The 12,065-nt window shown below is 39.8% G+C and carries 12 protein-coding genes; 11 read left to right on the forward strand and 1 reads right to left on the reverse strand.

The features are described 5' to 3' along the window. The first annotated feature begins 3 nt into the window (after positions 1-3). From trpA to copZ, 4 genes are all read left to right on the forward strand, one after another. Positions 4-786 carry a tryptophan synthase subunit alpha gene (trpA, locus tag QRD39_RS01540; RefSeq protein ID WP_285955417.1) on the forward strand — a complete coding sequence of 261 codons (783 nt, stop codon included), beginning with the start codon at positions 4-6 and terminating at the stop codon, positions 784-786. 140 nt (positions 787-926) lie between these two features. Continuing rightward, positions 927-1,358, forward strand: a complete 432-nt coding sequence (locus tag QRD39_RS01545; RefSeq protein ID WP_285955418.1) for a CopY/TcrY family copper transport repressor — start codon at positions 927-929, stop codon at positions 1,356-1,358. 3 nt (positions 1,359-1,361) lie between these two features. Beyond that, on the forward strand, positions 1,362-3,590 hold the full coding sequence (locus tag QRD39_RS01550; protein ID WP_285955419.1) for a heavy metal translocating P-type ATPase: 2,229 nt from the start codon (positions 1,362-1,364) through the stop codon (positions 3,588-3,590). A gap of 73 nt (positions 3,591-3,663) precedes the next feature. Beyond that, positions 3,664-3,867, forward strand: coding sequence for a copper chaperone CopZ (gene copZ / locus QRD39_RS01555; RefSeq protein ID WP_143567764.1), 204 nt, complete (start codon positions 3,664-3,666; stop codon positions 3,865-3,867). A 325-nt stretch (positions 3,868-4,192) separates the two neighbouring features. Here the strand turns inward: copZ and QRD39_RS01560 are convergent, their stop codons facing one another. Further along, entirely contained in the window at positions 4,193-4,762 is a 570-nt protein-coding gene (locus QRD39_RS01560; protein WP_285955420.1) for a TetR/AcrR family transcriptional regulator, read from the reverse strand. A 228-nt stretch (positions 4,763-4,990) separates the two neighbouring features. On the opposite strand from QRD39_RS01560, the gene QRD39_RS01565 reads away from it, so the two are divergent. The 7 genes from QRD39_RS01565 to QRD39_RS01595 all read left to right on the forward strand — a co-directional run bounded on the left by QRD39_RS01565 (position 4,991) and on the right by QRD39_RS01595 (position 11,977). Continuing rightward, on the forward strand, positions 4,991-5,725 hold the full coding sequence (locus QRD39_RS01565; protein WP_285955421.1) for an ABC transporter ATP-binding protein: 735 nt from the start codon (positions 4,991-4,993) through the stop codon (positions 5,723-5,725). 6 nt (positions 5,726-5,731) lie between these two features. Next, a complete protein-coding gene (locus QRD39_RS01570) occupies positions 5,732-7,075 on the forward strand; it encodes a hypothetical protein (protein WP_285955422.1) in 1,344 nt (447 codons plus the stop codon). A 225-nt stretch (positions 7,076-7,300) separates the two neighbouring features. Next, a complete protein-coding gene (locus QRD39_RS01575) occupies positions 7,301-8,347 on the forward strand; it encodes a D-alanine--D-alanine ligase (protein WP_285955423.1) in 1,047 nt (348 codons plus the stop codon). Positions 8,348-9,002: 655 nt separating this feature from the next. After that, positions 9,003-9,683 (forward strand): amino acid ABC transporter permease, encoded by a 681-nt coding sequence (locus tag QRD39_RS01580; protein WP_285955424.1) that lies wholly within the window; start codon positions 9,003-9,005, stop codon positions 9,681-9,683. Continuing rightward, the gene (locus QRD39_RS01585) at positions 9,643-10,320 is read left to right on the forward strand and encodes an amino acid ABC transporter permease (RefSeq protein WP_008535333.1); all 678 of its coding nucleotides are present in this window, start codon (positions 9,643-9,645) and stop codon (positions 10,318-10,320) included. The genes QRD39_RS01580 and QRD39_RS01585 overlap by 41 nt, the downstream gene beginning before the upstream one ends. Before the next feature lies 1 nt (position 10,321). Then, complete coding sequence (locus QRD39_RS01590; RefSeq protein WP_285955425.1) at positions 10,322-11,080, forward strand: amino acid ABC transporter ATP-binding protein; 759 nt, start codon at positions 10,322-10,324, stop codon at positions 11,078-11,080. A gap of 42 nt (positions 11,081-11,122) precedes the next feature. Next, on the forward strand, positions 11,123-11,977 hold the full coding sequence (locus tag QRD39_RS01595; RefSeq protein WP_008535331.1) for a cysteine ABC transporter substrate-binding protein: 855 nt from the start codon (positions 11,123-11,125) through the stop codon (positions 11,975-11,977). Positions 11,978-12,065: the final 88 nt, after the last annotated feature.

Raw genomic sequence — 12,065 nt, forward strand, 5'->3', positions numbered from 1 at the left:
ACCATGACAAAAACACTAACAAAACACCTACAAGCTATCAAAGACAGTAAACACGGCATTTTTGTACCTTATATCATGGCTGGTGACCACGCTAAAGGCCTAGACGGACTCTTTGAGACTATTGCTCTCTTGGAAAATAGTGGTGTCTCAGCTATTGAGGTCGGTATTCCATGGTCTGACCCAGTGGCTGACGGTCCCGTTATTGAACTGGCAGGACAACGTAGTTTAGCTAAAGGTGTGACCTTAACGGCTATCATCAAGAAGCTTCAAGAACAAAAAACACAGGTGCCTTTGGTTATCATGACCTACATCAACCCAGTTTATCAATATGGTATTGAAGCCTTTGTTAAAGATTTAGCAGAAACTTCTGTCAAGGGGCTCATCATTCCTGATTTGCCAAATGAACATGCTGACTTTATCACACCATATTTGAAAGATAGTGATATTGCTCTTGTTCCTTTGGTAAGCTTGACGACAGGAATTGAGCGTCAGAAACAGTTGATTGATGGGGCAGAAGGCTTTATCTACGCCGTTGCCATCAATGGTGTTACAGGTAAGACTGGTAATTACCGTGATGACCTTGACAAACACTTGGCTAACTTGACTGCCCATGCAGACATTCCAGTTCTCACAGGTTTTGGTGTGTCAACAGAGGAAGACATTAAACGCTTTAATGCTGTATCAGACGGTGTTATCGTAGGATCAAAAATTGTCCGTGACCTTCACGACGGTAAGGAAGAAGACGTCACTGAATTTGTTAAGTTCGGTTCACATTTCGAAAAATAGAAGATGATACTCTCCAGAAATGGGGAGTTTTTTTCATCAAAAAAACTACAAATGTAAATAAAACTCTTGACACTTTTTCATGATAACGTTAAAATAAATCTACAAACGTAAACGAACAACAAATTCAGAAAGGAGCTATCATGCTGACAATTTCACCTGCGGAATGGGAAGTCATGCGAGTGCTCTGGGCCAAGGGGCAAGCGACTTCTTCAGAGATTATAGCTATTCTATCAAAGAAGCTAGACTGGTCGGCTTCGACAGTAAAGACCTTGATTGGACGTTTGGCGGACAAGGGGTACCTAACCAGTCAGCGTCAAGGACGAGGCTTTATCTATCAAGCTAGCTTGGGGGAAGATGAGGCGAATTTTCAGGCTTTAGAAGCTGTTTTTGACAAGATTTGTTTGACCAAACACAGCGATTTGTTAGGTCAACTCATGGCAAAGACGCCGATGACCCAAGCCGATATGGATAAGTTACAGGCCTTACTTGTAGCAAAAGAACCTGTGGATCAGGTGGTTTGTGACTGTGTGCCTGGCCAATGTGCTTGTGGGCATCATATAGAGGTGATATAGGAAATGGCAAAAGAAACCTTTGTGGTTAATGGGATGACCTGTGCATCCTGTGTAGCCAATGTTGAAAATGCTGTTAATAAGTTGGATGGTGTGGACAAGGCTGTGGTTAACCTAACCACCGAAAAAATGTCTGTGGATTACGCTGGGGATAAGGTTAGTCCAGAAGCCATTGAAAATGCTGTGGCTGATGCCGGTTATGAAGCTGAAGTCTACAATCCAGACACAGCTAAAAGCCAGGAAGAGCGTGAAGAAGACAAGATTCACAAGGTGCGTGAGCGACTTATTTGGTCGTCGGTCTTCACCATTCCTCTCTTTTATCTAGCTATGGGGCCAATGGTCGGTCTACCTGTGCCAAACTTCCTGTCTCCTCACCATGCAGCCTTGACCTATGCCTTGGTGCTACTAGTTTTGACAGTTCCCGTCATGTGGTTGGGTCGTTCCTTCTATAGTAATGGTTTTCGTACTTTGGCCAAGGGTCATCCTAACATGGATGCCTTGGTAGCCTTGGCAACATCGGCAGCCTTTCTTTATAGTCTCTATGGTACTTACCATATTTCATTGGGACATGCCCATCACGCCCACCAACTTTATTTTGAGTCAGTGGCTGTTATCTTGACCTTGATTACTCTAGGAAAATACTTTGAAACCCTGTCTAAAGGTCGAACTTCAGAAGCTATCAAGAAACTCATGCACTTGTCAGCCAAGGAGGCAACCGTCCTTCGGGATGGTAAGGAAGTCAAGCTTCCTGTGGATAAGGTTGTTCTTGGTGACCATATTGTGGTCAAACCTGGGGAAAAGATAGCCGTGGATGGTCAGGTGATATCTGGTAGCTCTGCGATTGATGAGAGTATGCTTACAGGGGAGTCACTCCCTATTGAAAAATCCGCTGGTAAGCCAGTGTTTGCAGGTTCTATTAATGGTCAAGGTAGCTTAATTTATGAGGCTGAAAAGATTGGTAAGGACACCCTGCTTTCCCAAATCATTAAATTGGTTGAAGATGCTCAACAAACCAAGGCCCTTATTGCCAAGATTGCCGATCAGGTATCAGCGGTCTTTGTTCCTGTTGTCATGGCTATCGCCCTTGTTTCAGGCCTCTTCTGGTACTTTGTCATGGGACAAACCTTTACTTTTGCCATGACAGTAGCAGTCAGTGTCTTAGTTATTGCTTGTCCATGTGCCTTGGGCCTTGCTACACCGACAGCCATCATGGTTGGTACAGGGCTTGGTGCAGGACACGGTATTCTCTACAAGCGTGGGGATGTGCTCGAGCTAGCGCACAAGGCTGATGTCCTCGTCTTTGACAAGACAGGAACTATTACTCAGGGGAAACCTCAGTTGGTTTCTAGCTATACCTATGCTAATAGTGGAGCAGCCTTACAGCTTTTGGCATCCTTGGAAGCCAAGTCCGAACACCCATTAGGTCAAGCCATCCTTGTGGCGGCAGAAAATGCTAACTTGGACTTGTTAGAGATGGATAACTTTTCAAGTCTGACAGGACGAGGACTTACTGCCAGCTATGCAGGCAAAACTTATTTAGCTGGAAATCAAACCCTTATGACAGAGGAAAAAGTCGACTTGACTTCAGCACAAGCTGATTTCCAAAACTTGACAGCTGATGGTCAAACACCGATTTTCCTAGCTGAAGATGGTAAGTTAATCGGACTCTTTGGTGTAGCCGATCAGGTTAAAGAAGACAGTGCAGATATGGTGACAGCTCTTCATCAAATGGGCAAGGAAGTCATCATGTTGACTGGGGATAATGACCAAACAGCTCAAGCTATCGCTCAAAAGGTTGGCATCAAGCGTGTCATCAGTCAAGTCCTTCCGCAAGAGAAATCTAGGGTGATTAGTGACCTGCAAGCAGAAGAAAAATCAGTCATCATGGTTGGTGATGGTATCAATGATGCCCCAGCCCTTGCGACTGCCGATATCGGTATTGCCATGGGATCAGGGACAGATATTGCCATGGAAAGTGCCGATATGGTCCTTATGAAACCCAACCTCATGGATGTCGTTAAGGCCCTGAAAATTAGTCAGGCGACGATCACGACAATTAAAGAGAACCTCTTTTGGGCCTTTATCTACAATATCTTGTCTATCCCAGTAGCTATGGGTGTCCTCCACCTCTTTGGAGGCCCGCTCCTTGACCCAATGATAGCAGGACTTGCCATGAGCTTCAGCTCTGTCTCAGTTGTCCTCAATGCTCTCCGGCTCAAACGTCGCAAAGTCTAAGTGTCGATTGCTAATGTCCTCCATCACTTAAGGTGTGTATCAAAAAACAATTAAAGAAAAGGAAGAAAGAAAAATGACAAAAACATATAACATCACAGGAATGAAATGCCAAGGCTGTGTCAACACCGTTACTGAAAAACTCTCTGCTGTAAAAGGCGTAGACAAGGTTCAAGTTGACCTCGAAAACAAACAAGTCACTATCGAAGGGAAACCATGGAAGTGGTCTCTCAAACATGCCCTCAAAGGCACTAAGTTCGAACTTGGTGACGAAATTTAAGACAGGAATGAAACAGCTCTTAGGCTGTTTTTTTTTTTATGATTTTACAAAATCAACAGAATTTATTTTTATATATAGTTTTTATTAAGTTAGTACTTGTAAATATAGACTTCGTATCTAGATAGATTTCTTAAAAATAGGTGTAAGTATTAGTCATGAAAGTGTTATTAGTGAATAGGGGTAAAATGATAAAGAAAGATGACTCTTGAAAGCAAAAGAATATGAAAAAACAAACATCAAAATCGATGTTTGTTTTCACACTATCCTGTTTTCACAGAGAGTTTTACATTAACTATTAATTAATAAGAAGAAATATAATATGTAATTATGAGTCATGTTTTATTGGACTTATGTGATTATTTAGAGGAGTATTTATTAATTCAATAAACTGTTTTGAAAAGACTTCTGGGGGAGAGGGGAAAGGTTCAGTAATCCAAGTTTCTATAATACTTAATACACAATTCACAATATAATTTGATAAGGCGTCGTTATGTAGAAACGAGTGGTTTAAGTTAATAGGTGCATTTAGTAGCCAGTTGGAATATTTTTTTCTTAAATAATTTCGCCAATTAGGAATAGCAGATGTAGAGTAGATACAGCGGAGCCAATCTCTATATTTATATAATTCTGGAATAATAACTTTTGAAAAGAAAACTTCGACTGAAAGATTGTGTTCTTCGAACAGTAAAAATTGTTCGTTTATAGTAGTATCTATGGATTGCATGATGTAATTTATTATTTCTTCATAGCTTTTGAAATGTTTTTGATATATTGCTTGTCTCGAAATCTTTGCCTCGTTAGCAATTTCAGTTATACTGAAACTTGAGCGTTCTGGATATCGTTCTGCTAGTTTGAAGAACGAGTTAATAATCTTCTCTTGAGTTCCTTTTACCATATTAAATCCTAAAAATTTACAAACTGTCAAAAAATTTATGTTTAAGTAATATTCTAAATAGAAAAAATATAATTTACAAGTCTAAAATGTTGATAATGTGTCAATTTTTTTGATACGAAGTTCAAGATTAACGATGAGTATTATCATGTATAATAGAGAGGAGAGTAAATTAATCAAAATTCTTTCCCATTTTTTAGAAATAGTAAGTAGTGATATAGAAAGGAAAATATGAATACAGTTGCAGTAGAAGTAAAACACTTATCTAAGAAATTTCAAATTGATAAAAATAAAGACATTTCGGTTCTTAGAGACATTTCTTTCGAAGCGAACTATGGTGAGTTTGTTTCTATACTAGGAGTAAGCGGGTCTGGTAAGTCAACCTTGTTAAATTGTATATCGAGTTTATCAGCACCAACAGAAGGGGTTGTAAAGGTTAATAATTGTAATCCTTATCAATTAAAGAATAGTAGATTATCAAAATTTAGAAGAGAAGATATTAGTTTTATTTTTCAGTCTTATAACCTACTTCCAGCTCTTCCAGTTCTGGAGAATGTAGCTTTGCCTCTTAGATTGTCCCATAAAAAAGTATGTAGAGACGATATTCAGACATTGTTAGATAAGATGAATTTTAGAGCTGATTTGATGTCTTCAGTTTCTTCGTTATCTGGTGGAGAAAAACAGAAAGTAGCTATTGCAAGATCGATTCTTTCAAAAACTCGTATCATATTTGCAGATGAACCGACAGGTGCATTGGATAGTACGTCAAGGAAGATTATTTTTGAGATGTTAGCTGATTTAGCCCAAGAGGGAAGATGTGTCATTATGGTGACCCATGATATTGAGTTAGCAAGTCAAACAGATAGGGCTCTAATCTTGAAAGATGGCAAAATCTATCAGGAATTGTTCAACCCCACAGCTGAAGCTCTTTATAAGGCATTAGAGATAGAAAATAGTGGGGATTAACTTAAAATGTTCAAATTAATTTATTATCAATTTAAGTATTCAAAAAAACAGTGGCTTGGAATGTTTCCCCTATTTTTCGCTTCGAGTTTATTAGTTGGGATGTGTCTGTCTGTAGCATTTAGTACCATAAAGTATCAGCAAGTATTTCGAGATGTTGGGAGTCCTACCTTATTATTTGTAGGGCCAGTTCTTTTTGGAGGATTTACTTTATTATTTCTGGTTTCCGGTCTAATCCGACTATTTTTGAATTTAGCAAAAGAGGATTATCGCCAATGGTCAATAAATGGAGGAAGCCGAGTTCAGTTGTCGTTATTGATTAGCGGACAACTTACTATTTTTGCATTTTTAGTAAGTATAGTAGGAAGTTTTTTCTCAATTTTTTGTGCAAGATTTTATTACAGTTATGCGCAATATTTGGGAGGAGAAAAATTATTACCAACTATACCGATTGATTTCAGTATATCAGCATTCCTCTTGACCATACTTATTATTTGCCTACTTGCTTTCATAGGTAGCTTTCTTTACTTATATAAAATTCTAGGGAATGCAGTTTTGCTTGGTGATAGATTTGACTCTAAAAATCACTTTGTTGTTAAGATAATAAAGGTATTAGGCTTTGCTATTAGTTTAGGGTTCTGGTTAAAATTGCTTATTCCATTCTTCACAGTATCTGTAAACAAGCCCAATGAAAACTTATTATTCAGACTGGATGACTCAATCTTACTTATCTTAGTTATGCATTTGTTTTTGTTGGCCTTCATTTCACCACATATTCAAATTTTTCTAACTAAAATTTTATTAGCTTGGCGTTCGTCTTATGATTTTGTAATGGCAAAATGGATTATTCTGAAGGATAAAGAGTATTTAAAGTCATTAACAGTATCTATTTCGATAATAGCAATCTTAATATCAGAATTAATGATTTATTCTGACATTGCCTACTCAAATCTAGCAAAGAAAACAGCATCAGTTGAAATAAATGCTATTCTACTATTTTTTGTAGTGGGACCATTAGTAGTTGTGATAGCCAATCTTATTTCTATTACCGTTCTTTCTTCAGTCAAAGAAAAAGAAGAGAATCTGCAATGGGAGAGAATTGGAATATCACATAAGCAGACTGTAACTATTAGATCTGTACAAGCAATAACATATGCAGTCATCATGCTTATTAGCACAGTCTTCTTCAATATTATTTTCTTCGTATTAATGCATAAAGAAGCTCTATTATTAGGGATCAAACAGATGAATTATGGAACTATTATTTATTATCCAATTATTATTTCTATAGTTATGTATTTGTTTGTTTTTATTACCAAAAGTTGGTTTGATGTTAAAAATAAAGCAAATTGATAGATTTTAGGGCTTTTGTAGTTTTTCTTTTTATATATTTTATTTACTAGTATAAACAGGGTAAAATGTATGGGTATAAGTACATTTACTCTGTTTTTTTCTATCCACAATACTTTTGAAAAACCCATTTTTTTGTGATATGATTAGTGTAATTATGTTCTCTAAAAGGGTATGAGTTCCCTTTTTGTGAAGATCACAAAATTAAGAAAAGAAAATGGTATACCTATGTCTAAACAAACCCTTATCCTTCTATATGGTGGACGTTCTGCAGAACGTGAAGTGTCTGTTCTTTCAGCTGAGAGTGTCATGCGTGCGGTGGATTATAGCGCATTTGAGGTTAAAACCTACTTTATCACTCAGTCTGGTGATTTTATCAAAACACAAGAGTTTACGGAAACACCAGGTGATGATGAAAAGCTTATGACTAATGACACAGTTGTGGCGAGTCAGGCTATCAAACCAAGTGACATTTACGAAGAGGGTGCTGTGGTCTTCCCAGTCCTTCATGGGCCTATGGGTGAGGATGGATCTATCCAAGGTTTCCTTGAAACTCTCAAGTTGCCATACGTGGGTACCAATGTCCTTTCATCAAGCGTTGCCATGGACAAGATTACGACCAAGCATATTCTCGAGGTTGTGGGTGTACCCCAGGTTGCCTACACTGTCTTCATCGAGGGTGAAGATTTGGAAGCAGCAGTGGCTAGAACTGTGCAAAAATTGACCTTTCCAGTTTTTGTAAAACCAGCTAACATGGGGTCATCTGTTGGGATTTCTAAGGCTGAAAATGAAGCAGAGCTTCGTGCAGCGATTGATTTGGCCCTCAAATATGATAGCCGTATCTTGATTGAGCAGGGTGTGGTTGCCCGTGAAATCGAGGTTGGTATCCTTGGTAATACGACTGTCAAAACAACAGAACCAGGTGAAGTTGTTAAAGACGTTGCCTTCTATGATTATCAGGCCAAGTATATCGACAATAAGATTACCATGGATATCCCAGCTCACGTGCCTGCAGAAGTCATGACGCAAATGCGTGCCTATGCGGTCAAGGCCTTCCGTGATCTTGGTGGTTGTGGTCTTGCTCGCTGTGATTTCTTCTTGGCTGAGGATGGAACCATTTATCTTAATGAGCTCAATACAATGCCAGGTTTCACCCAATGGTCAATGTATCCATTGCTTTGGGAAAATATGGGACTCTCTTATACAGACCTTATCAAGGAATTGGTAGCGTTAGGACAAGAAATGTTCGAGAAACGTGAAAGCCATTTGATTTAAGAAATATGATTTAGAAAGCAGACATCTTAGTCTTGGAGAAATCTCTGAGACTGGGGTGTTTTTTTCTTTACAAAATGTGTCAGTTTATCTATATCTTTTCTTTATCACGCTGATAAAAAATACATATTATCCAAATAATCTTAGCGGTGGTAGAATAAAGCTAACGTTTCAAAATGACATAAAACTATTCATTCGTATTTTGTGAAGCCGTACTTTTCAAATGCGAGAGAAGGGTCAGAAGGCTAGAAGTTGATGGCAGTGAGTGCTGATGAAATTTTCTACGCTTTTTGTATCTTATGGAATTGAACACAGGCTAAATTCCCAGAGCAAAAGATAAACTTCCTAGTGTGCCCGCACACGCCGTCAGTTTCCTATTTGCCTTACGGAATTCTATACGCCCTTTGTATCTTATGGAATTGAACACAGGCTAAATTCCTAGAGCAAAAGATAAACTTCCTAGTGTGCCCGCGCACGCCGTCAGTTTCCTATTTGCTTACGGAATTCTATACGCCTTTAGTATCTTATGGAATTGAACACAGGCTAAATTCCTAGAGCAAAAGATAAACTTCCTAGTGTGCCCGCACACGCCGTCAGTTTCCTATTTGCTTTACGGAATTCTATACGCCTTTTGTATCTTGTTTTGAGGAGGTAAGTTTTGGACTGGTCCATTGTTCAACAGTATTTGCCCTTTTATCAGAAGGCATTCTTTTTAACTTTACATATTGCCGTTCTGGGGATTATTGGTTCCTTCCTTTTGGGCTTGGTGGTGAGTGTTATTCGTCATTACCGAGTGCCAATTTTGAGTCAGCTTTCGACGGCTTATATTGAGCTATCTCGTAATACGCCGCTCTTGATTCAGCTCTTCTTTCTCTACTTTGGCTTGCCTCGTATAGGTTTGGTGCTATCCTCAGAGGCTTGTGCTGTGGTAGGTTTGATTTTCTTGGGTGGTTCCTATATGGCGGAGTCCTTCCGAAGTGGTCTAGAGGCTGTTAGTCAGACCCAGCATGAAGTGGGCTTGTCTATTGGTTTGACGTCCTTCCAAGTCTTTCGCTATGTGGTCCTTCCTCAGGCAGTAGCTGTGGCGTTGCCGTCATTTAGTGCTAACGTCATTTTCCTTATCAAGGAAACGTCAGTATTCTCTGCGGTAGCCTTGGCGGATTTGATGTATGTGGCCAAAGATTTGATTGGTCTTTACTACGAAACCGATGTGGCTTTAGGTATGTTGGTTGTGGCTTATCTCTTAATGTTGCTACCGATTTCCCTAGTCTTTAGTTGGATTGAAAGGAGGTTACGCTATGCAGGATTCGGGCTTTCAAGTTCTTCTTCAGGGGAATAATTTCCTACGTATCATACAAGGTCTAGGCGTAACTATTTGGATTTCCATCGTTTCGGTGCTTCTTTCCCTTTTATTGGGGACCCTTTTGGGAATTGTCATGACGTCGAAATCTAAGATTATTCGTTTTTTGTCACGTATTTATCTGGAATTTATTCGTATCATGCCCCAATTGGTTTTGCTCTTTATTGTCTATTTTGGCCTGGCTAGGAACTTTAACATCAATATCTCAGGTGAGTTATCGGCTATTATCGTCTTTACCCTTTGGGGAACGGCTGAGATGGGTGATTTGGTGCGTGGGTCAATCACGTCGCTCCCTAGACACCAGTTTGAGAGCGGAAGGGCCCTTGGCTTGACCAACAGTCAGCTTTACACCTATGTGATTATTCCGCAAGTTTTGCGTCGCTTGTTGCCTCAGGCCATTAACCTGGTGACCCGGATGATTAAGACTACGTCTTTGGTGGTGTTGATTGGGGTGGTTGAGGTGACCAAGGTTGGTCAGCAGATTATCGATAGTAACCGCTTGACTATACCAACAGCTTCTTTCTGGATCTATGGCACGATTTTGATTCTTTACTTTGCCATTTGTTACCCAGTTTCTAAGCTGTCTACTTATCTTGAAAATCGTTGGAGGAATTAAGATGACCGAAAGCATTTTACAAATCAAGGATTTGAAAAAGTCCTTTGGGGACAATGAAATTCTCAAAGGTATCTCCTTGGACCTTAAACAAGGTGAAGTCGTTGTTATCCTGGGTTCCTCAGGTTGTGGGAAATCGACACTGCTACGTTGTATCAATGGCTTAGAGACCATCCAAGGAGGCGATATTCTCCTAGACGGTAAGTCTATTACTGGTAGTAAGAAGGATTTCCATCTGATTCGTCAGAAAATCGGCATGGTCTTTCAAAGTTATGACCTCTTTCCACATTTGGATATCCTACAAAATCTGATTTTGGGGCCGGTCAAAGCCCAAGGGCGTAACAAGGAAGAAGTCATAGCCGAGGCTGAGAAACTTTTGGACCGTGTGGGACTTTTGGACAAGAAGCATAGCTTCGCACGACAACTATCGGGTGGTCAAAAGCAACGTGTGGCCATTGTCCGTTCCCTACTCATGCATCCTGAAGTTATCCTTTTTGATGAAGTGACGGCGTCGCTTGACCCTGAGATGGTTCGTGAAGTTCTGGAATTGATCAATGACCTCGCTCAAGAAGGGCGCACCATGTTGATTGTAACCCATGAGCTTCAGTTTGCGCGTGCCATCGCTGACCGTATTATCTTTATGGACCAGGGAGTCATCGCTGAGGAAGGTACTGCTGAAGAATTCTTCAATCATCCCAAGACTAAGCGAGCTCAAGAGTTCCTCAATGTCTTTGACTTCAGTCAGTTTGGTGCCTATTTGTAACCCATTGTTTTTAGTGAAAATAAATTATTTTAGGAGAGAATTATGAAACTAACAAAGAAAATTTTTGCCCTATTAGCCCTCGTCTTTGCCTTGGTTGCAGTGACGGCTTGCTCAAGCAACAGTAGCTCTGGTAAATCAACAGCCAAAGCACGTACCATTGCAGAAATTAAGAAGAGTGGTGAGCTTCGTATCGCCGTCTTTGCGGACAAGAAACCTTTCGGTTACGTAGATAGCAAGGGTGCTTACCAAGGTTACGATATTGAACTTGGTAACCGTTTGGCTAAAGACTTGGGTGTAAAACCTAAATACGTCTCAGTAGATGCGGCCAACCGTGCAGAATTCTTGATTTCAAACAAGGTCGATATTACACTTGCCAACTTTACAGTGACTGATGAACGTAAGAAACAAGTGGACTTTGCCCTTCCTTACATGAAAGTCTCAATCGGTGTGGTATCACCTAAAGACAAGGTCATCAAGGACGTTAAAGAGCTTGAAGGTAAGACTTTGATTGTTACTAAAGGGACAACCGCTGAAACTTACTTTGAAAAGAACTATCCAAACATCAAATTGCAAAAGTATGACCAATACAGCGATGCTTACCAAGCCCTCCTTGACGGTCGTGGCGATGCCTTCTCAACTGATAATACAGAAGTTCTTGCATGGGCTCTAGAAAACAAAGGTTATGAAGTCGGAATCACATCTCTTGGTGCCCCAGATACGATCGCTCCAGCCGTTCAAAAAGGTAACAAAGAACTCCTCGACTTTATCAATAAAGACATTAAGAAACTTGGCGAAGAGAATTTCTTCCACAAAGATTATGAAAAAACACTTCACCCAACCTACGGTGATTCAGCTAAAGCTGATGACCTCGTGGTTGAAGGTGGAGAAGTGAAATAAGACTGGCATCCTCTAAAAGAGGTAAGTCTTGCTTAATAAGAATAAACAACCACTCCTGCTTATATCTAGTCTAACTAGAAGTAGGGGT

Source organism: Streptococcus raffinosi (assembly GCF_030284685.1).
In the GTDB taxonomy this organism is placed as follows: domain Bacteria; phylum Bacillota; class Bacilli; order Lactobacillales; family Streptococcaceae; genus Streptococcus; species Streptococcus raffinosi.